Below are 20,910 nucleotides of genomic sequence, written 5' to 3' on the forward strand. Positions count from 1 at the left end.
TACATTTGCCTGAAATATAGTCTCCCCAAAACTACATAGAAAACCATGGTATCCAAAAGAATACATTTCGAAATTTCGGAAAGGAAAGTACTACTTCGTCTTTTTGATATTATTTTTGTTTTATCGGCATTGTTTCTATTGAATTTTTTATTTGAAGTTCAGTATTTTAATTTAGATTCGGCACATTATTTCAGACCAATTATGTTAATTGTATACCTGACTGTGTTTGGGGCAATTTTCGAAATGTACGATCTTCAGGTAGCAAGTAATCAGTTTCAAATACTTCGAAGTGTCGTTCTTACTACAACTACTTCAATTTTAGTTTATTTATTTACACCAATTTTATCGCCAGAACTTCCAAAACAACGTTTGGTTATTCTGGTTTTTTATTTTACTATCCTTGGTGCTTTACTGGCATGGCGTTTTTTTTATGTATATTTTTTGGCTTCACATCGTTTTTCGCAAAATGTAATTTTAATTTGTGATCACAATCAGGTTGAAGAATTAGTTTTGGGACTTGAAAATGTTGATCCGCATTATAAAATTTTAGGGTTTGTCAATTCTGATTTAGCTTCGCAAGAAGGCACTGGGTTTCATTATGTAAAAGAAATTAGAAAGAATGACTTAGAATTATTTGTGGCTAAAAACAATGTTTCTGAGATCGTAATTGCATCACAAAAAACAGACGGAATTACGGCTGATTTATATCAACAACTGCTACATCTATTAGAGTCTGGAAATATTATTCGTGAATATACACAAGTATACGAAAGCAAAACACAACGAATCCCTGTACATTATATCGAGCGTGATTTTTACCGTTTTTTCCCTTTTAGCCGGAGCAATAGTAATAAACTATATCTGATTTTAATTCGCTTAATCGAATTTTTTCTTTCCTCAGTAGGCTTGATATTTTGTGTTGGCTTTATCCCCTTAATTTTTATTGGAAATCTTTTTGCCAACCAAGGAAGCTTATTCTATACGCAAGAACGGGTAGGAAAGCACGGCGTTATTTTTAAGATTTATAAGTTTAGAACAATGGTCAAAAACTCTGACGTTAATGGACCTTTTGCTTCGTCTAATGATAAAAGAATAACGCCTTTTGGTAAATTTATGCGTAAGTCAAGAATAGATGAACTACCTCAGTTTTTTAACGTTTTAAAGGGCGATATGGCTGTTATTGGACCACGACCTGAACGCCCTTACTTTGTCAATGAAATTGCTAAGATTATGCCTTTCTATGAAACAAGACATGTTATAAAACCAGGTCTTACCGGTTGGGCGCAGGTAAATTATTCTTATGGAGAATCGATCGAGGAAAGTTTAATAAAGCTACAATACGATTTGTACTATATTAAACATAGAAGTATTTTTCTCGATTTGAGTATTACTTTCAAAACGATTACCACGGTCTTATTTTATCGCGGACAGTAAAGTCATTAGATAATAATAGGAATACGTTTTTTGTTTCTGATTGCAACTCTTACTAAAACAAAACCACTTGTTATAATCATTGGTAAAACAATCAAGAAATGAGCTTTATTGATCATAAAGAGGCTATATGCAATTAAAAAGATGATATGTAAAACAGCAAATCGATACGTCCACCTTTTGTTTTTAAGAATTGATAAAAGAATCAAAATCAATAAAAAAGGGCTAAATAAAAGTACATTATAATTCATCGCCAGTTCATGGTGAAAAGAATAAAATCCCACAACGACAAAGAAGATTCCCATTAAAGATAAAATCAAAAGATAGATTTTGTCTACTATTTTATTATGGGCCAAAATGACAAAGGCAAGTATAAAGAGATAGGTATATACATTATTCCACCATGAAGTTGGTGTTTCTTTCTCAAAACTTAACAAAGTTTGGCTTTTGCTTACCAAAGGATGATTTTGAAAAGAAGTTTTTTCTAAGCTGTTTTTTAATTCAAAAGGCAAAAATATTTTAGTTCCCAATTGATCTACCTTGGTTCCGAAAATAATACTGGTTCCTAATTTCTCATAAAAATGTCCATCAAAATAAGGAAATAAAATGGAGCGATAAGTAATATCTGTATTACCTTTTTTTACAATAACATTTCCATTCAGGCTTGAATTAATAACATCGACAACCATTGAAGTACAATTTTTATCGATAAATTTATAGGTGTAAAAACGATCTTCAGAGAATATAGTTTTATTTAGTTTATCGAAAAGCTTTTGCTTTAATTCTAGCGGAATAAGTAATTCCTGCTCAAAAACACTTCTTTTTTCATAAGTGTAATCATTCATGAAATCTCCAAAGGAATGTGCAGTTGCAAAATATTGTAAGTCACCTTTGGCAAATTTCGCAACAAAATTTGGGGTTCTAAAATCGAAAGTTCCGTAATTGTAAACAACATCAATATTGTTGGCGGGATCAGCGACTCTAATGGCTGTATGTCCAAAAAAAGAGTAAGATTCATTGCCTAATCCGCAGGTAATAACACTTATTTTGGCATCTTTCGACAAAGGCAAATTTTGGCTGAAACCAATAAAACTTAGTAATAATAGTAAACTAAAAAGTGTTTTTTTGAAAATGACATTTTTCATAATTTAAAATTTTAAGAAGTTTAATGGTTTGTAAAAATTATCTAAAGATACCTAAATCTACTTTTAACGAAAAAATATTCGAATATAAAGCCGTGCTTTGGTTTCCTAAATCAGTTAAAGCATAATCAACCTGAATGCCTTTGTATTTAAACCCTAGTCCAATATTAGGTTGAAAATTTACTTTTTCAGTATTATCTAATTGCATCACATTCTGAAAGTTTCCAGCGCCGGCTCTTAGAAAAACCAAATCGGTATACCCAAACTCAAAACCAACTGCCGGATCAATACTTACTATTTTTGATGAGATAATATCGTTAGTTTGTTCAAAACGCATATTCAAATTTGTAGCAACCAAAAGACTGTAATCATTGTGAAAGTCAAACTTCTTTGAAACTCCTAATTGTGCTTTTGGTAAAGTGATTTCTGTACTTTCCGGTAATTCATTATTTTCTCCCGGAATAGCATTGGCAATCTTCGCATATTCTTCTTCATCTATATTCCAGACATTGTAAGTTGTCGTAATATCACGAAGCATCAATCCAAATTTCCAGTCATTTCGTTCAAACTGTAATCCGAAATCAAAACCAAAACCCCATGAATTCGCAAATTTTCCAATAATACGTCGAATCACTTTTGCATTAATACCATATTGAAATCCTTCTACAGGCAACTTTCTTGCATACGAAAAGGTAAAACCATAATCTGCTGTTGAGAACAAGCGAATTCGGTTATAATCAATATTTCCTTGACTATCAATTAATTCAGTTGTGTCCATGATATCATCAACTCCAAAACGAATCATCGAAATCCCCCAGGCACTTCTGTCATCAATGGGACTCGCATATCCAATATAATCGTACTGCGCAATATTGGCAAAATAATTGGCATGCATTAAGGATATCTGATGATCTTCAAGATGTGTCAGACCAGCTGGATTCCAGTAAACTGCATTAACGTCATTTGTTGAAGCAACTACGGCACTCGACATTCCTAATGCAGCTGCGTCAACACCAATATTCATAAATTCATTCGAATATTTTCGAACAGTTTGTGCATATTGTTGCGTGCAGCTCCAAAATAATAAAAGCAGTAAGGTTTTCTTCAACGTATATTTTTTTGCAGACTGAGGCCTGTTTTAATTTTTATCAAAAATATAATATTTTACTCAGCTAATTTATTCCTTTTGTGAAATATTGCATAAGTCAAAATTTCAAATAAAAAACTCTTATAAAAACGACTTGTACATGCAGTTATTATACTAAATTTGTTCCTCACCATTATCAAATTTTATAAAGATGAATATTAAAAAACACATTCCTAATTTAATTACATTAATCAACCTTTTCTGCGGTTGTATTGCAGTTGTTTTTATTTCTGAAGCCAATTACGAAATGGCTTTTTATATGGTTTGTTTAGGAATCTTTTTTGATTTTTTTGATGGTTTTTTTGCCAGATTATTCAAAGTTTCAAGTCCGCTGGGATTACAGCTGGATTCTTTGGCAGATATGGTAACCAGTGGCGTTGCGCCCGGTTATGTTATGTATAGTTTGTTTACGAACAGTGCTCATGAATTGGGAAACAATCCTGCAATTCCTTTTTTAGGATTTATCGTGACTTTAGGTTCTTGTTACAGATTAGCAAATTTCAATATTGACACTCGTCAAACAGATTCGTTTATTGGTTTACCAACACCTGCAAATGCATTGTTTATTTTGAGTTTGCCTTTGGTTTTAAAATATTCTGATTCGCTATTGATGTTAGAGATTCTAACCAATCAGTGGGTTTTATTGGCAATTACTTTATGTAGTGCTTATATTTTGAATGCCGAAATTCCGTTATTTTCTTTAAAAATCAAGAAATTTAGTTTTAAGGAAAATGCACTTCAAATCGTGTTTTTGATTATTTCGGTATTGATGGTTATTTTGCTTCATTATATTGCGATTCCTTTGATTATTGTCTTTTATGTTTTATTGTCTATTATTAATAATTTGTTTTTGAAGAAGTAGTTCCTATTGTAATGGCAAGAAAAACAACTTATCGTAAAACATATTCAAGAAAACCAGCTGGAAAATCTTTTCTAAGCAAGGTTTTTCGAGGACTTTTAGTACTATTTTTTTCGCTTTTATTTATCGGAATCGTCTATCATTACAGAAAAGGACTGGCGTACTATTTAGGATTTAAATCAGAAAAAGTTTTAGATGAAGATGAGGTCGATAAACATTTGTCAGATGTTCGAAATATCCGTGTTCTTGAAAATCATAAAGGAAAAGTTGTCGGAATCGATGTTTCTGAATTTCAGGGAAAAGTAGATTGGGAAGAAGTTGAAATTCTGGACGAAAAATATCCGGTGCAATTTGTTTTTATAAGAGCAACTGCCGGAAATGACCGCGTTGATGGACAATTTAAAAAGAATTGGGAAGGCGCAAAAGAAAATAAAATTATGCGCGGCGCTTATCATTATTATCGTCCAAACGAAAATTCTATTGAGCAGGCGAATCTTTTTATTAAAACCGTAAAATTGCAAAAAGGCGATTTGCCTCCGGTTTTAGATATCGAAAAATTACCAAAAAACCAACCTTTAGATAGTTTAAAAAAGGGATTAAAACGCTGGTTGACTAAAGTTGAAAAACATTATCAGGTTCGTCCAATAATTTATTCAGGAGAAAGATATTATGCTGATTTCCTAAAAGAAGAATTTAGCGAATATTTGTTTTGGATAGCCAATTACAATTTCTACAGAGAAAAAATTGAAGACGATTGGCTTTTCTGGCAGTTTACAGAAAAAGCTTCTTTGCCAGGAATAAAACATCGTGTTGATGTAAATATTTATAATGGCGATTTAGAACAATTACAGTTTATTACAGTAGAATAATAGTATTCAGTGTTCAGTTTTTTAGTGTTCAGTAAAAAACTGATTACTGGAAAACTGAACACTGACCACTTTTTTTTAGAATTCAAGTTTCTTTTTACGCAATTCAAAGTTTTGTCCAAGATAAACACGGCGAACCATTTCATCTTCTACTAATTCTTCCGGAATTCCTGCTTTCAGAATTCCTCCTTCAAACATTAGATATGTTTTATCCGTAATCGCGAGAGTTTCCTGTACGTTGTGATCGGTAATTAGAATTCCGATGTTTTTATTTTTTAGCTGTGCTACAATTCTTTGAATATCTTCAACCGCAACCGGATCAACTCCTGCAAAAGGTTCATCCAACAAAATAAATTTTGGATCTGTTGCCAAAGCGCGTGCGATTTCAGTACGACGGCGTTCTCCTCCCGAAAGTAAATCGCCTCGGTTCGTACGAATATGTTCTAAACTGAATTCTTCAATTAAACTTTCCATCTTAGCAATCTGCTCTTCTTTTGAAAGTTTAGTCAATTGCAAAACACTCAGAATATTATCTTCAATGCTTAATTTTCTAAAAACGGAAGCCTCTTGTGCCAAATAACCAATTCCTTGTTGTGCACGTTTGTACATTGGGTAATCGGTAATATTCAAATCATCTAAATAAATGTTTCCCTGATTTGGTTTTACCAATCCCACAATCATATAAAACGAAGTTGTTTTTCCAGCACCATTCGGACCCAAAAGCCCCACGATTTCTCCCTGATTTACTTCGACAGAAATTCCTTTAACAACACTACGTCCTTTATAGGTTTTGATTAAATTATCGGCTCTTAGCTTCATTTTTGTTTAATTAGATAATGTGTCAATTAGAAAATTAGATAATTGACTTTATGGGAAAATTTATCTTTTAGCTTTCAGAAAGGCAAAATAAGTTAAAATTAATCAATCAAGTAAAGGAATTAACATATCCTATTGAAATTATCTAATTGACTAATTATCTCATTTTCTAATTAGAAGCTTCTTCTTCTAAAGCTTCCCAAAATTCGTAAGCTCTTCTTAAATGCGGAATTACAATTGTTCCTCCAACCAAAGTTGCGATTCCCATTGCTTCCATCATTTCTTCTTTTGTAACGCCTTCTTTATGGCTAGTTTCCAAGTGATATTTTACACAGTCATCACAACGCAAAACGGTTGATGCCACTAATCCTAAAAGTTCTTTTGTTTTTACATCAAGAGCTCCCGCCGCATACGCGTTGGTATCAAGATTAAAAATTCGCTTAACAATTTTGTTGTTGTCAGCTAATAATTTTTCGTTCATTTTAGAACGATAGTCGTTAAATTCTTGAATTAATTCAGACATTTTTTTCTTTTAATTTATTTCTATAAACAATCCTTGAAATCAGGATACTCACTTCGTAGATAAGTAACATTGGTATTGCTACAATGGTCTGGCTTACTACGTCCGGAGGAGTTACGATTGCGGCAATAATCAAAATGATAATCACGGCATACTTCCAATATTTTCTTAAGAAATCAGGTGTTACTAATCCTAATTTGGTTAAGAAATAAATAGCGATTGGCAATTCAAAAAAGATGGCACTACCCAGGATACTTGTTTTTACCATTCCCATATAAGAGTCAAGTGTAAATTGGTTCTTTACAACATCACTCACAGAGAAGGTCGCAACGAAATTCACCGACATTGGAATAACAACAAAATAGCCAAATAATACCCCTAAAAAGAAAAGTAAAGAGGATGTGAATATGAATACTTTCGCATTTTTTCTTTCTTTCTCATATAATGCAGGGCTGATAAATTTCCAGATTTCCCATAAAATATAAGGAAAGCTTAAGATGAAACCGGCCAAAATACACATCCATACAAAGATGTTTACCTGACCTTCCATTTCTGTGTTTTGAATAATGAAATTCAGTTCGGTAATACAGATGCTATCCGCAAAACCCAATTGATGTGATAAATCACAAAACCATCTGTAAGTAAAAAAACTAGGTCTGGTTGGACCTAAAATGATTTTGTCAAATAAATAATCACTAATGAAATAAGTAACAAGTGCCATTATCATTGTTGCAGTTGTACTTCTAACTAATAACCATCTTAATTCTTCAAGATGATCTAAAAATGACATCTCGCCAAGGTTCTTTTTTGCCATTATACGATTCCTTCTTTTAAAATGTCATGTAAATGTAATACTCCTTTGTACTCGCCGTTATCAGCAACAATTAGTTGCGTTATTGAGAAATCTTCTAAAATGTTCAGGGCATCAACTGCCATGGTTTCCGAAGAAACTAATTTAGGATTTTTAGACATAATATCTCTTGCAGTTAAGTCAGCAATAGTATCTACGTCATTTAGCATTCTTCGGATGTCTCCATCAGTAATAATTCCGATAATTTTATCATTTTCAATAACAGCTGTTACGCCCAATCTTTTTTCTGAGATTTCAAAAATCGCCTTTTTTATTGAAGTATCCGGACTTACCATCGGTTTTAACGAATGTTCAATCATGTCTTTCACACGAAGCAATAGTTTTTTTCCTAAAGCACCACCTGGATGATATACGGCAAAATCTTCTGGTTTAAAATCTCGCATTTCCATCAGGCAAACGGCTAATGCATCACCCATTACAAGTTGTGCCGTTGTGCTGTTTGTTGGAGCGAGGTTTATTGGACAGGCTTCCATCTTAACTGTGGTGTTCAGAACGTAATCAGAACCTTTAGCTAAAGCAGAAGTTATGTTTCCTGTGATGGCAATTAAAATGTTTCCGAAACGTTTTAATAAAGGAACAAGGACTTTTATTTCAGGACTGTTTCCGCTTTTTGAAATACAAATAATGACATCTTCTTTTTGAATCATTCCTAAGTCGCCATGAATAGCTTCTGAGGCATGTAGAAACATAGAAGGTGTTCCGGTTGAGTTAAAAGTAGCAACCATTTTTTGAGCAATAATGGCGCTTTTTCCTATCCCGGTAACGATCAGTCGGCCTTTGGTTTCGTAAATGCGTTGAACAGCTTCGTAGAAATTTTCGTCAAGAAAATCAATTAACTTTATAATTGCTTCACTTTCAGACAGTATAGTTTTTTTGGCGATCGCCAATATATTTTCTTTTGAAATCAAAACAGAATATTTAAAATTTGTATGTATAAAAGAAAGTTGTATCTTTATGTGTTGCAAATTTATACAAAATATCCATTAATATAAAGAATGAATTCAAACGAAATTGAAATACACAAGGAATTAAAGAAGTATTTCGGCTTTAGCCAATTTAAGGGCTTGCAGGAGCAAGTCATTACGAGTATTTTAGGTAAAGGGAATACTTTTGTAATTATGCCAACAGGCGGTGGAAAGTCTCTTTGTTATCAATTACCCGCTTTAATTCAGGACGGAACAGCTATCGTTGTTTCTCCTTTGATTGCTTTGATGAAAAACCAGGTTGATGCGATTCGAAGCCTTTCTTCAGAAAACGGAATTGCCCATGTGCTAAATTCCTCTCTCACCAAAACAGAAATTGCTCAGGTTAAAAAAGACATCACTTCTGGCTTAACCAAACTTTTGTATGTAGCACCGGAATCTTTGACTAAAGAAGAATATGTGGCTTTTCTACAGAGTGTGCCCATTTCGTTTGTCGCTATTGATGAAGCGCACTGTATTTCAGAATGGGGACACGACTTTAGGCCGGAATACCGTAATCTGAAAAATATAATTAAACAATTAGGACAGGTTCCTATTATAGGACTTACCGCTACTGCAACCCCAAAAGTTCAGGAAGATATTCTGAAAAACCTTGATATGTCTGATGCAAATACCTTCAAAGCATCATTCAACAGACCGAACCTATACTACGAAGTTCGCACAAAAACGAAAAATATTGAATCGGATATCATTCGATTTATCAAACAACATAAAGGCAAATCCGGAATTATTTACTGCTTAAGCCGTAAAAAAGTCGAATCTATTGCCGAAGTTTTACAAGTTAACGGAATCAGTGCTGTTCCTTATCATGCAGGTTTAGATGCAAAAACGAGAGCTAAACATCAGGATATGTTTCTTATGGAAGATGTTGATGTCGTTGTGGCAACAATCGCCTTTGGAATGGGAATCGATAAACCGGATGTTAGATTTGTAATTCATCATGATATTCCAAAATCATTAGAAAGTTATTACCAGGAAACTGGTCGTGCCGGTCGTGATGGAGGAGAAGGACATTGCCTAGCTTATTACTCTTATAAAGATGTAGAAAAGCTGGAAAAATTCATGTCGGGAAAACCAGTTGCGGAACAGGAAATTGGTTTTGCTCTTTTGCAGGAAGTTGTGGCTTACGCCGAAACCTCAATGTCACGAAGAAAGTTTCTTCTTCATTATTTCGGAGAAGAATTTGACAGCGAAACTGGAGAAGGCGCAGATATGGACGACAACGTTCGTAATCCTAAACATAAAGTTGAAGCCAAAGATCAGGTTGTTAAATTATTGGAAATCGTTCGCGACACCAAACATATTTATAAATCAAAAGAAATTGTGTTTACTTTAATTGGTCGTATTAATGCCGTTATTAAAGCACACAAAACAGATACTCAGTCGTTTTTTGGTTCAGGTTCAGATCATGATGAAAAATATTGGATGGCATTGCTTCGACAAGTTTTAGTGGCAGGCTATTTATCTAAAGATATTGAAACTTATGGAGTGGTGAAAATCACGAAAGAAGGTTTGAACTTTATTAAAAAACCAGAATCCTTTATGATGTCTGAAGATCATGAATACAATGAATCTGAAGATGAAGCAATTGTAACAGCTTCAAAATCATCCGGAACTGCTGATGAAGTTTTAATGGGAATGTTGCGTGAACTGCGTAAAAAAGTGGCCAAAAAACTAGGCGTTCCTCCGTTTGTTGTTTTTCAGGATCCTTCCCTTGAAGATATGGCTTTAAAATATCCAATTACGTTAACTGAATTGTTTAATATTCACGGTGTTGGAGAAGGAAAAGCTAAAAAATACGGTGGAGAATTCGTCGCACTAATCAGCCGTTATGTTGAAGATAATGATATTATTCGTCCAGATGATTTGGTGGTAAAATCTACCGGAGTAAATTCTGCTAATAAATTATATATCATTCAAAATATTGACAGAAAATTGCCTTTAAGTGATATCGCTTCTGCAAAAGGGCTTTCAATGGATGCTTTAATCAAAGAAATGGAGCAGATTGTTTATGCCGGTACCAAATTAAACATCAAATATTGGGTTGATGATATGCTTGATGATGATCAACAGGAAGAAATTCACGATTATTTCATGGAATCAGAATCAGATAAAATCGAAGATGCATTAAAAGAATTCGATGGCGATTATGATATTGATGAATTGCGTTTGATGAGAATCAAATTTATTAGTGAAGTAGCTAATTAAGTCTTAAAGTTAAAAAGTCGAAAGTCTTAAAGTCTGAAGTTTATGCTAAAAACTTTTGACTTTAAGACTTTTGACTTTCGACATAAATCTCTCCTCGATGCGGTTTCAAAGCATCTCTTACCGGAATCATGTTTTCTTCGTTTACAACCATAAAAGCAGTTGCGTGCATGTCGTTTATAACTTTAAAACCCGTAATATTTAGCGGAATTTTTTCTATAGCGATATATTCTTTCAGATGAATTTCGTGATGTTCAGCTGTTTTTGCCGAAGCCGGACCACGAAAATCCCAAATCAATTTTATTTTTCTAGACATTATTTTTATAGGTGCAAAGGTTCAAAGTAGCAAAGGTACAAAGTCTATTTTACGAAGAAGAGAAAAGTTGCCACATAATTAACCACAAAGTACGCTAAGATTTAATTTTACTTTACGCATAGAAAACACAAAGTTCGCAAAGCTAGATCAACATTAAGCTTTGCGAACTTTGTGTTTTTGTAAAACAATAGCCTAAAAATCTTAGCGTACTTTGCGGTTAATTATATAAAGTCAGTTTAAAATGTTATTTTTGCGTCTTCTTTTCATAGAAAGAAAAGCTAATATTAAGATACAATGCCAAGAGAACTTTTACTTCAGGTAACTCCAGAAACTGCTGCAAACGAAGTGTTGCTTAAAGATTATTTGTCTAAACAAATTAAGGTTTCTTCAAACGAAATTCAGCATATTACAATTTTGAAACGTTCGATTGATGCCCGCCAAAAAGCGATAAAAATCAATTTGAAAGTTATTATATATTTAAAAGGAGAACCTTTTCAGGAAACTAAAATCGAACTTCCTCTATATAAAGATGTTTCTTCAGCACAAGAAGTAATAGTTGTTGGCGCTGGACCGGCCGGACTTTTTGCAGCATTGCAATTAATTGAATTAGGCTTAAAGCCAATAGTAATTGAACGAGGAAAAGACGTTCGCGGACGCCGACGTGACTTAAAAGCAATAAATGTGGATCATTTGGTTAATGAAGATTCGAATTATTGTTTTGGAGAAGGCGGAGCAGGAACTTATTCTGACGGAAAATTATATACGCGTTCTAAAAAACGTGGCGATGTTACCAGAATTTTAGAACTTTTAGTTGCTTTTGGTGCTTCTGAAGATATTTTGGTTGAAGCGCATCCACATATTGGAACCAACAAATTGCCTAAAATCATTGAAGACATTCGAAACAAAATCATCGAATTTGGTGGTCAGGTTTTGTTTGATACCCGAGTAACAGATATTTTAGTAAAAAATAATGAAGTTGAAGGGATTGTTACGCAAACGGGAGACAAGATTCTGGCAAATAAATTAATATTAGCGACGGGACATTCGGCGCGCGATATTTTTGAATTATTAGATAAGAAGAAGATTTTTATAGAAGCAAAACCTTTTGCATTAGGTGTTCGTGCAGAGCATTCACAACAATTAATTGATAGTATTCAATACAGTTGCGATTATCGTGGCGAACATTTACCACCGGCGCCATACTCAATCGTAAAACAAGTTAACGGTCGTGGAATGTACTCTTTCTGTATGTGTCCGGGTGGTGTAATTGCGCCTTGTGCTACAAGTCCGGGTGAAGTGGTTACAAACGGCTGGTCACCATCAAAAAGAGATCAGGTTACAGCAAATTCCGGAATTGTGATTGAATTGAAATTGGAAGATTTTAAACCTTTTGCCAGATTTGGTGCTTTGGCCGGAATGGAATTTCAAAAAAGTATTGAACAAAAAGCGTGGCATTTGGCGGGACAAACTCAAAAGGTTCCGGCACAAAGAATGGTCGATTTTACACAAAATAAAGTTTCTGCTGATATTCCAAAAACTTCTTATGTTCCCGGAACAACTTCGGTTGAAATGGGACAAGTTTTTCCAGGATTTTTATCGCAGATTTTACGCGAAGGTTTTAAAGAATTTGGAAAATCGATGCGTGGTTATTTGACTAATGAAGCAATTTTGCACGCGCCGGAAAGTCGAACTTCATCGCCGGTTAGAATTCCGAGAGATCCAATTACTTATGAGCATTTACAAATAAAAGGTTTGTATCCTTGCGGAGAAGGAGCAGGTTATGCTGGCGGAATTATATCTGCAGCAATTGATGGAGAAAAATGTGCCCTTATGATTGCGGAGACTTTGAAATAAAGAGATTTGTGTTGTGAAAATAATCGCCACGAATTCACGAATTTTATTTTTAATAATTTGTGAATTCGTGGCGAAAAAAAATTACGGAATCAAGATTATTTTTCCTGTACTTTTTCGACTTTCCAGAAAATCGTGTGCTAATTTACCTTCGGACAATTTGAAAGAAGTTGGAGTTGAAAGTGTAATTTTTCCTGCTGAAATCCAATTGAATAATTGAGTTGCACGTTTAATTCGTTCTTCTTTTGAATTTAAATAACTCCATAAATCTCCTCCGGTTAAAGTTTTAGAACCGTCCATTAACATTCTTGGGTCTACTGGTGCGGGATCACCACCCGCCATTCCGAAGAAAACGACTTGTCCACATTCTTTAGTGACTTCGAAACTTTCTGCTAAAGTGCTTCCGATACTGTCGTAAACAACATCAACACCATTTGGGATTGTTTTGAAAATTTGTGCTTTCCAATCTTCATTATATAGAAAAACTTGATCTGCACCTTGCTCGATGGCAACTTTTGCTTTGTCTGCAGAAGATGTTAAGCCAATAACATTGGCGCCTAAAAGTTTACTGATTTGTGTCAGAGTTTGCCCAACTCCACCGGCAACTGCGTGAATTAATACGGTTTCGCCTTTTTGAGTTTTATGACTGTCAGTTGCTAAATAATGCGCGGTTAAACCTTGCAATAAAATCGAAGCTGCGGTTTCAAAAGAAATGTTTTCCGGCAAAGGCAAAACGTGATTTATATTTACAGCAACCAATTCTGCATTTGCAAAAGGAACATCGGCGAAAGCCACACGATCTCCAACTTTATATTCAGGATGATTATTAGTATCAACTACAATTCCGGCACCCTCATAACCAGCAATAAAAGGCGGATTTCCTTTTAAATGATAATTTCCCTTTCGTCTGTAAACATCGGCAAAATTTAATCCGATGGCTTTCATTTCGACTAAAATTTCATCGTTTTTTAATTGCGGATTCGGAATTTCGATATATTCTAAAACATCTGAATTTCCGAAAGAAGAGAAGGTAAGTGCTTTCATTTTTTTAAATTTTGAGGATACAAAGTACGGTAAAATTCAGTTGAAGTTTGAAAAGCTTTTCTTAAAAATGCATAAAAAAACCTCGTTTTTATTTTAAACGAGGTCTTGAATTCTATTTGTTTTGAAATTATATTTTTGGGAATTTCATATCATTAAAGCTGCTTTTCTGTGCCGCCATTTTTTCGACATCTTCCCATTTTCTTGGTGACTCTGCAGATAGATTTTCGTATGAATCTTTTTTAATCGCAATATCATCTTCGATTCTAACACCTATATTCCACCATTTTTTATCGCATTTACTATTTGCAGGAATATAAATCCCCGGTTCTACAGTCAGAATCATATTTTCTTTTAGGTTACCCATATAATTTCCTTTGTCATGAACATCTAAACCAAGAAAATGTGAGCAGCCGTGCGGATAATATATTCTAACATCTTTAGGATCTGTAATAATTCCGAGTTTGATTAATCCGGCAGCGATAACGTCTCTTGATTTTGTATGTAAATCCTGAATACGAGTTCCTTCTTTGCAAATTTTAAAAACTTCTTCCTGAGCCTCATAAACCAATTGATAAATGGCTTTTTGTTCTTCGGTAAATTTTCCGTTTGCCGGAATTGTTCTTGTAACATCGGCAGAATAACCATGATATTCAGAACCAACGTCCATCAATAATAATTGATTGTCCATTTTTGTACTGTTGTTTTCGCCATAATGCAAAATACAGCCGTTTGCTCCAACACCAACAATTGGAGGATAACCTTCGCCTTCAGCACCGTATTTTCTATGGATGTAAGCATGAATTCCGTCAGCTTCATTCTCACTCATATCAGGACCAACGGCTTTCATGACTTCGTTGTGGGCAACACAGGAAAGTTTAACGGTTTTACGCATTAATTCCATTTCTTCGGGAGTTTTGATTTCTCGAAGAGAGTTGGTAATATTGGTAAAAGTTTCTAATGAATTTTTGTCTCCGTTAGTAATTCCTGCCTTTGTTTTAAAAGATTGAAGTAGACCTAAAAGATCAAAGTCGCTTTGATTATTTTCAAGATCTGTTGGAATTTTGTCGTAAATTATTTTATCAAATTTTTTGAAATCGATAGCAAAATCTTTAAAATCTTTTCCGTTATAAACAGTTGTGAAACCTAATTTTGATTTCGCTCCTTCAACACCTAAACGTCTTCCTGTCCAAATTTCTCTGGAGGCATTTCTTTCTCTAACGAATAATACTTCATTATAAGTTTCGCCTGTTCCCTGAGCTTCTTTGAAAATTAGTAAAACAGCATCTGGTTCTTTGTAGCCAGTTAGATAATACATGTCAGGATTTTGATGAAAATTATAGCTAACATCTTTAGAAAAAACTCTTTCCGGATAAGAAAAAACTACGGCAACCGAATTAGCGGGCATTAGATTCCTGAAAGCTTCACGGCGGCCTTTATGGAATTCTTTTGAAAGATAATCTGTTGGCAAATTTTCTTGTGCCTGAATATGAATAGCGGTAATAAATAAAGTAAACAATAAAAGAAATTGCTTCATTTTTTTTAGTTTTTTATTGATGATTTTAGTTTTTTGATCATCGCAAATTACAAAAAAAATGTAATCGTGTGTTTTAATTTAAGTATTTGATTTGTAGTTTTTTAAGTAAAATAATGTAACTTAGAGATCAGAAATTGCAAATTAATAATGAAATCTGAGACTTTTTATGGAATATTAAATTTTATAAAACTGGCTGTGGGGCACGAATATTGAGAAGAGAATAGATTGTAAAACAATTTTAATCTAAAAAAAATAGACATTAATCTTAAAAAGTAAATTTTATGAAAAAATATACAATCGCAGTCGTTTCAGTTTTAACTTTATTAATTACTTCATGTATGGCATCAAAAGAAGCCAAAAACACAGCAAATGTTTACGATACAACTTGGGAATTAGAATATATTTCCGGACCAAGAATTGCTTTTGAAGGATTGTATCCAAATAAAAAACCACAAATTACTTTTGATCAGAAAGAAACAAAAGTGTATGGTAATAATGGATGTAACGGTTATAGTGCGCCATATACCCTAAATGGAAAATCTTTAACTTTTGGAGAACCGGGACCAGCAACAATGATGTTTTGCGATGGTGGAGGAGAGCAACAGTTTTTGCAGCAAATGAAAAAAATAACAAGTTATTCTATTGATAAAGATGGAAAACTAAATTTAATCCAGGGCGATGTGCCTATGATGAGATTTAAAAAAGTGGCAAAACAATAGTTTTAAAATCAATATAAAAGAAAAGGGAAATGAATTTAGTCATTTCCCTTTTTTTGTGGTTTTATTTCTTTTTGAGTTTGTCTTTAAAAACTTTCTCAAATTTGTCTATTTTTGGCTGAATCACCATTCTGCAATATGGCTGATTTTTGTTGTTTGCATAATAATTCTGATGATAATCTTCGGCTTTATAAAACTTTTTAAAAGGTTCTACTTTAGTCACAATCGGGCTACTGTAAACTTTTGCTTTATTAAGTTCGGCAATAATACTTTGAGCTGCTTTTCTTTGTTCGTCATTTTTATAAAAAATTACAGATCGATATTGTGTTCCAACATCAGCTCCCTGACGATTTAGAGTTGTGGGATCGTGAACCGTAAAGAAAACTTTGAAAATTTCATTAATATCGGTTACGTTTTTATCATAAGTAATCTGAACAACTTCTGCGTGACCTGTTTCTCCCGTGCAAACTTCTTCATAAGTAGGATCGGCAACATTTCCTCCGGAGAAACCTGAAACAACAGATTTTACCCCGTCTAAATTCTCGTAAACTGCTTCAACACACCAGTAACATCCGCCGCCAAGCGTAATAGTTTCAAGGTTTGAGGCTTTTTTATTTTGTGCAAATCCGTTTAAGGATAAAGCAAAAAGGCAAATTAAAATGGTATTTTTCATGTTTTTGTTATTTGTTATCAGGAATAAAGTCAAGTGCAATGGAGTTCATACAATAGCGTTTTCCGGTTGGTTCCGGACCATCATCAAATAAATGCCCTAAATGTCCGCCACAGCGTCCGCATAATGCTTCTATTCTTTCCATTCCAAGTGAATTGTCTTCTTTGTAAACCACACTCTTTTTATTGTCTTGTTCAAAGAAACTTGGCCATCCGCAACTGCTTGCAAATTTGGCTCCCGATCTAAAAAGCTTGTTTCCGCACGAAGCACAATAGTAGGTTCCTTTTTCATCGGTGTTCCAATATTTTCCTGTAAAAGGTCTTTCGGTGTCGGCCTCGCGCATTACTGCATAAACATCTTCCGGCAGCACTTTTTTCCACTCTGCATTGCTTACATGTAATACGGTTGTATCAGTATTTGAATAATAAGGATTTCCGGGTTTATTGATTTTGTTCTCCATAACAATAGTTGTTGTATTTTGCTTTTTTGTTGATTGGCCACATGCCTGCAAAATAAAAAGCGGAATTAAAAAGCAAAGGCTGAAAAATTGGGTTCTTGTTTTCATAATTTTTGTGAGGCTTTAATTTTGTAAATCAAAGGTACGACGAGAGTTAGTTTCGAAATGTCGCCTAATTTACAATTGAGGTTTTTTTAAGTATGTTTTAACTTTTTTTTATTTACGTAAAAGCACTGCATATAGTTTTTTAAGCTTATTTTTAAAGGATTTTAAATAAATAGCTGTTTTTAAAGTTTTGAATATTAAAGACTTGTGAAAATGAAGGCTCGTTAAACTTTTCACAATCTTTTTCAGGATTTTCAAGCCATTTCTTTTTTCGTATTTTTGTTTGTACAAAACACCATATGATAGAAGAAAACGTAATATTAGTCAATCAAAATGATGAACAAATTGGCTTAATGCCAAAATTAGAAGCGCATGAAAAAGCACTTTTGCACCGTGCATTTTCTGTTTTTGTTTTAAACAGTAAAAACGAAGTAATGTTACAACAGCGTGCTCATCAAAAATATCATTCTCCTTTACTCTGGACAAACACCTGTTGCAGTCATCAGCGTGAAGGTGAAACCAACATCGAAGCAGGAAGCAGAAGATTGTTTGAAGAAATGGGTTTTAAAACGGAATTGAAAGAACTTTTCCATTTTATATACAAAGCTCCTTTTGATAACGGTTTAACCGAACATGAGCTCGATCATGTTATGATTGGGTATTTTAATGAAAGTCCTGCCATTAATCATGATGAGGTAGAAGACTGGAAATGGATGAAGATTGAAGATATTAAAGAAGATATTGAAAAACAGCCCGAAATTTATACCGTTTGGTTCAAAATAATTTTTGATGAATTTTATCATTATTTAGAAGACCATAAAATTTAACCAAGACAACCAATAATCCAAATGAAAGTAACCATATCAAGAAAAGCACATTTTAATGCTGCACATCGATTGCACAGGAAAGATTGGACATTTGAAAAGAACAATGCTGTTTTTGGAAAATGTAATAATCCCAATTTTCATGGTCATAATTATGGTTTAACAGTGAGTGTTACAGGAAAAATTGACCCAGAAACTGGTTTTGTTTTAGATGTGAAAGTATTAGCGGATATTATACACGAAGAAGTAGAAATACCGTTTGATCACAAAAATCTGAATCTGGATGTTCCGGAATTTCAAGATTTGAATCCAACTGCTGAGAATATTGCAGTTGTGATATGGAATAAAATTAGAAAAAAAATTCATGCCGATTTTGATTTAGAAATCGTTTTGAATGAAACGGACCGCAATTTTGTAACTTATAAAGGAGAATAATAAATGTCATTAAAAATAGGAGATATAGTTCCGAATTTTACTGCGAAAGATAGTCATGGAGAAGTTTTTGAAAGCCAAAGTTTTTTGGGTCGAAAGCCGCTAGTGATTTATTTTTATCCAAAAGATAATACTCCCGGTTGCACCACTGAAGCCTGTAGTTTTCGGGATCAATATGAAGATTTCAAAGATTTAGGTGCTGAGGTAATCGGAATAAGTAGTGATAGCGTAAAATCGCATCATAAATTTGCCAAGAAACATGAATTGCCTTTTATATTGTTATCAGACCCTGATAAAAGACTGAGACAACTTTTTGGAGTTCGAAATAACTTATTTGGTCTTTTGCCAGGAAGAGTAACTTATGTTATAGATAGAAATGGTGTTGTAATTTATATTTTTGATAGTATGAATGCAGCCAGACATATTGAAAAAGCCTTAGAAACAATTAGAGAATTAGTATTATAATCAAAGAATTAGTAGTTCAATAGCAATTTAATAAAGATAGTAGCCAAAAAAATGAAGCCAAACTTATACCCTTTACAATTCGAACCCATTTTAAAAGACAGAATCTGGGGCGGAGAAAAATTAAAAACAATTCTTAATAAACCAATAGTTTCTAAAATTACTGGTGAAAGCTGGGAATTATCAACTGTTGAAGGCGATGTGAGTGTTGTTGCTAATGGAGTTTTAAAAGGAAAATCGTTGATGGATCTTATTGATGAAACACCAAATGAAATCTTAGGAACAGCAGTTTACAAACGCTTCGGAAAACAATTTCCATTACTTTTTAAATATTTAGACGCTCGTGAAGACCTTTCGATTCAGGTTCATCCAAACGATAAATTAGCAAAAGAACGTCATAACTCATTTGGAAAAACCGAAATGTGGTACGTTATGCAGGCTGACGCCGATTCCAGAATTATTGTTGGCTTTAAAGAAAATTCAAGCAAAGAAGAATATCTAAAACACTTACATGATAATTCATTAGTTTCGATTTTAGATGATGTAAAAGCAAAAGCCGGAGATGTTTTCTTTCTGGAAACCGGAACGGTTCATGCAATTGGCGCCGGATTGGTTGTAGCCGAAATTCAACAAACTTCGGATATTACGTATCGCTTATATGATTTTGATCGTGTAGATGCTCAGGGAAACAAGAGAGAATTGCATGTTGATTTGGCACTTGATGCTATCAATTATAACAAAGTAGAGACTCAGAAAAAATACGAAACAAAAGTCAATACTTCAAATACTGTTGTAGATTGTCCTTATTTCACTACCAATTTTATTCCGTTAGAAAATAAATTGGAAGTTTCTAAATCAGGAGAGTCATTTACTGTTTATATGTGTATCGAAGGAAGTTTCGAAATTGAATTTGATGGTTTTAAACAAACCTATATAAAAGGAGATACCGTTTTGGTTCCGGCTGAGATAAATGCATTTATTTTGGATGGAAAAGCTTCAATTTTAGAAATTTACATTTCATAGGGCTAAATATAAAGATTATATGTACTTTTGCAGACGCAAATTAAAATAAAAATAAAAATGGCAAACGTTAAAAATTTAAAGAAAGACATCAACTTCGTATTAGGAGATATTATTGAGGCAATTTACTTATTTGAAATGTCTACAACAGGAAATCCTACTCCAGAAACGAATGCTTTGATCGATCAGGCTATTGCTGCTTTCGATACTTTGATCACAAAAGTGAACGCAAAGAACGTTGAAAACAAAAAAGCGCATTTCAAACAAATCAATGTTGAATTGGAAGAAACTGCTAATCAATTGATTGCTAAAATCAACGAATTGTAAGCAAAAAAAAGTATAAAAAAGTGCAAATTTATTTTGGTAAAACGAAAAACCGCTTTATATTTGCACCCGTAATGAGTCGCCAGCGTAGCTCAGTTGGCTAGAGCAGCTGATTTGTAATCAGCAGGTCGTGGGTTCGAGTCCCTCCGCCGGCTCAACATAAAACCATCACTTTTAGTGATGGTTTTTTATTTAAAATAATGTGTAAATTTATTTTGGAAAATACGAAAAACCATTTTATATTTGCACCCGTAATGAGTCGCCAGCGTAGCTCAGTTGGCTAGAGCAGCTGATTTGTAATCAGCAGGTCGTGGG

At 33.7% G+C, this 20,910-nt stretch carries 22 protein-coding genes and 2 tRNA genes (1 of these 24 only partly in view); 13 read left to right on the plus strand and 11 right to left on the minus strand.

Annotation, left to right across the window (positions count from 1 at the left end; genetic code table 11):
* Positions 1–45: 45 nt before the first annotated feature.
* Complete coding sequence (locus tag AC1RRN_RS13335) at positions 46–1,434, plus strand: exopolysaccharide biosynthesis polyprenyl glycosylphosphotransferase (protein ID WP_492967754.1); 1,389 nt, start codon at positions 46–48, stop codon at positions 1,432–1,434.
* A 5-nt stretch (positions 1,435–1,439) separates the two neighbouring features.
* Here AC1RRN_RS13335 and AC1RRN_RS13340 read toward each other — a convergent pair whose 3' ends face one another.
* Together AC1RRN_RS13340 and AC1RRN_RS13345 are read right to left on the minus strand one after the other, a co-directional pair.
* Positions 1,440–2,576: a lipoprotein N-acyltransferase Lnb domain-containing protein gene (locus tag AC1RRN_RS13340; protein ID WP_492967755.1), complete on the minus strand. Its 1,137-nt coding sequence runs from the start codon at positions 2,574–2,576 to the stop codon at positions 1,440–1,442.
* Positions 2,577–2,613: 37 nt separating this feature from the next.
* Positions 2,614–3,681, minus strand: coding sequence for a putative type IX sorting system protein PorV2 (locus AC1RRN_RS13345; RefSeq protein WP_492967756.1), 1,068 nt, complete (start codon positions 3,679–3,681; stop codon positions 2,614–2,616).
* Between the two features lie 190 nt (positions 3,682–3,871).
* Between AC1RRN_RS13345 and AC1RRN_RS13350 the strand changes: the two genes are divergently transcribed.
* Both AC1RRN_RS13350 and AC1RRN_RS13355 read left to right on the plus strand, forming a co-directional pair.
* Positions 3,872–4,582, plus strand: coding sequence for a CDP-alcohol phosphatidyltransferase family protein (locus tag AC1RRN_RS13350; protein ID WP_492967757.1), 711 nt, complete (start codon positions 3,872–3,874; stop codon positions 4,580–4,582).
* Positions 4,583–4,593: 11 nt separating this feature from the next.
* Complete coding sequence (locus AC1RRN_RS13355) at positions 4,594–5,448, plus strand: glycoside hydrolase family 25 protein (RefSeq protein WP_492967758.1); 855 nt, start codon at positions 4,594–4,596, stop codon at positions 5,446–5,448.
* A 75-nt stretch (positions 5,449–5,523) separates the two neighbouring features.
* On the opposite strand, the gene lptB is transcribed toward AC1RRN_RS13355, so the two are convergent.
* The 4 genes from lptB to AC1RRN_RS13375 all read right to left on the minus strand — a co-directional run bounded on the left by lptB (position 5,524) and on the right by AC1RRN_RS13375 (position 8,560).
* Positions 5,524–6,264, minus strand: coding sequence for an LPS export ABC transporter ATP-binding protein (lptB, locus tag AC1RRN_RS13360; RefSeq protein ID WP_026982881.1), 741 nt, complete (start codon positions 6,262–6,264; stop codon positions 5,524–5,526).
* Positions 6,265–6,430: 166 nt separating this feature from the next.
* Entirely contained in the window at positions 6,431–6,784 is a 354-nt protein-coding gene (locus tag AC1RRN_RS13365) for a carboxymuconolactone decarboxylase family protein (protein WP_492967759.1), read from the minus strand.
* Positions 6,777–7,595: a twin-arginine translocase subunit TatC gene (gene tatC / locus AC1RRN_RS13370; protein WP_492967760.1), complete on the minus strand. Its 819-nt coding sequence runs from the start codon at positions 7,593–7,595 to the stop codon at positions 6,777–6,779. The genes AC1RRN_RS13365 and tatC overlap by 8 nt, the downstream gene beginning before the upstream one ends.
* Positions 7,595–8,560, minus strand: a complete 966-nt coding sequence (locus AC1RRN_RS13375; RefSeq protein ID WP_492967761.1) for a KpsF/GutQ family sugar-phosphate isomerase — start codon at positions 8,558–8,560, stop codon at positions 7,595–7,597. The genes tatC and AC1RRN_RS13375 overlap by 1 nt, the downstream gene beginning before the upstream one ends.
* A gap of 87 nt (positions 8,561–8,647) precedes the next feature.
* Between AC1RRN_RS13375 and recQ the strand changes: the two genes are divergently transcribed.
* Positions 8,648–10,843 carry a DNA helicase RecQ gene (gene recQ / locus AC1RRN_RS13380; protein WP_492967762.1) on the plus strand — a complete coding sequence of 732 codons (2,196 nt, stop codon included), beginning with the start codon at positions 8,648–8,650 and terminating at the stop codon, positions 10,841–10,843.
* Between the two features lie 61 nt (positions 10,844–10,904).
* Here the strand turns inward: recQ and AC1RRN_RS13385 are convergent, their stop codons facing one another.
* A complete protein-coding gene (locus tag AC1RRN_RS13385) occupies positions 10,905–11,156 on the minus strand; it encodes a hypothetical protein (RefSeq protein WP_492967763.1) in 252 nt (83 codons plus the stop codon).
* Between the two features lie 294 nt (positions 11,157–11,450).
* Here AC1RRN_RS13385 and AC1RRN_RS13390 point away from each other — a divergent pair, with 294 nt between their 5' ends.
* A complete protein-coding gene (locus AC1RRN_RS13390; RefSeq protein ID WP_492967764.1) occupies positions 11,451–13,010 on the plus strand; it encodes an NAD(P)/FAD-dependent oxidoreductase in 1,560 nt (519 codons plus the stop codon).
* An 81-nt stretch (positions 13,011–13,091) separates the two neighbouring features.
* Here AC1RRN_RS13390 and AC1RRN_RS13395 read toward each other — a convergent pair whose 3' ends face one another.
* Both AC1RRN_RS13395 and AC1RRN_RS13400 read right to left on the minus strand, forming a co-directional pair.
* On the minus strand, positions 13,092–14,051 hold the full coding sequence (locus tag AC1RRN_RS13395; protein WP_492967765.1) for a quinone oxidoreductase family protein: 960 nt from the start codon (positions 14,049–14,051) through the stop codon (positions 13,092–13,094).
* Between the two features lie 127 nt (positions 14,052–14,178).
* On the minus strand, positions 14,179–15,585 hold the full coding sequence (locus tag AC1RRN_RS13400) for an aminopeptidase P N-terminal domain-containing protein (protein WP_492967766.1): 1,407 nt from the start codon (positions 15,583–15,585) through the stop codon (positions 14,179–14,181).
* Between the two features lie 281 nt (positions 15,586–15,866).
* Between AC1RRN_RS13400 and AC1RRN_RS13405 the strand changes: the two genes are divergently transcribed.
* Entirely contained in the window at positions 15,867–16,304 is a 438-nt protein-coding gene (locus AC1RRN_RS13405; RefSeq protein ID WP_492967767.1) for an META domain-containing protein, read from the plus strand.
* Between the two features lie 61 nt (positions 16,305–16,365).
* On the opposite strand, the gene msrA is transcribed toward AC1RRN_RS13405, so the two are convergent.
* Positions 16,366–16,974 (minus strand): peptide-methionine (S)-S-oxide reductase MsrA, encoded by a 609-nt coding sequence (gene msrA, locus AC1RRN_RS13410; RefSeq protein ID WP_492967768.1) that lies wholly within the window; start codon positions 16,972–16,974, stop codon positions 16,366–16,368.
* Between the two features lie 7 nt (positions 16,975–16,981).
* Complete coding sequence (gene msrB / locus AC1RRN_RS13415) at positions 16,982–17,536, minus strand: peptide-methionine (R)-S-oxide reductase MsrB (protein WP_492967769.1); 555 nt, start codon at positions 17,534–17,536, stop codon at positions 16,982–16,984.
* A gap of 296 nt (positions 17,537–17,832) precedes the next feature.
* Here msrB and idi point away from each other — a divergent pair, with 296 nt between their 5' ends.
* The 7 genes from idi to AC1RRN_RS13450 form a co-directional block, all read left to right on the plus strand.
* Positions 17,833–18,360, plus strand: coding sequence for an isopentenyl-diphosphate Delta-isomerase (gene idi / locus AC1RRN_RS13420; protein ID WP_492967770.1), 528 nt, complete (start codon positions 17,833–17,835; stop codon positions 18,358–18,360).
* Positions 18,361–18,381: 21 nt separating this feature from the next.
* Positions 18,382–18,792: a 6-carboxytetrahydropterin synthase gene (locus tag AC1RRN_RS13425; protein WP_026982862.1), complete on the plus strand. Its 411-nt coding sequence runs from the start codon at positions 18,382–18,384 to the stop codon at positions 18,790–18,792.
* 3 nt (positions 18,793–18,795) lie between these two features.
* Positions 18,796–19,254, plus strand: a complete 459-nt coding sequence (locus AC1RRN_RS13430) for a peroxiredoxin (protein WP_492967771.1) — start codon at positions 18,796–18,798, stop codon at positions 19,252–19,254.
* 51 nt (positions 19,255–19,305) lie between these two features.
* Positions 19,306–20,274 (plus strand): type I phosphomannose isomerase catalytic subunit, encoded by a 969-nt coding sequence (locus tag AC1RRN_RS13435; RefSeq protein ID WP_492967772.1) that lies wholly within the window; start codon positions 19,306–19,308, stop codon positions 20,272–20,274.
* Between the two features lie 57 nt (positions 20,275–20,331).
* Positions 20,332–20,598, plus strand: coding sequence for a hypothetical protein (locus tag AC1RRN_RS13440; RefSeq protein ID WP_026982865.1), 267 nt, complete (start codon positions 20,332–20,334; stop codon positions 20,596–20,598).
* 78 nt (positions 20,599–20,676) lie between these two features.
* Positions 20,677–20,750: transfer RNA gene (locus AC1RRN_RS13445), tRNA-Thr, on the plus strand.
* A 106-nt stretch (positions 20,751–20,856) separates the two neighbouring features.
* Positions 20,857–20,910 (plus strand) — tRNA-Thr (locus AC1RRN_RS13450); it runs 120 nt beyond the window's last position.

This window comes from Flavobacterium sp. GW821-FHT11G01, assembly GCF_058808175.1.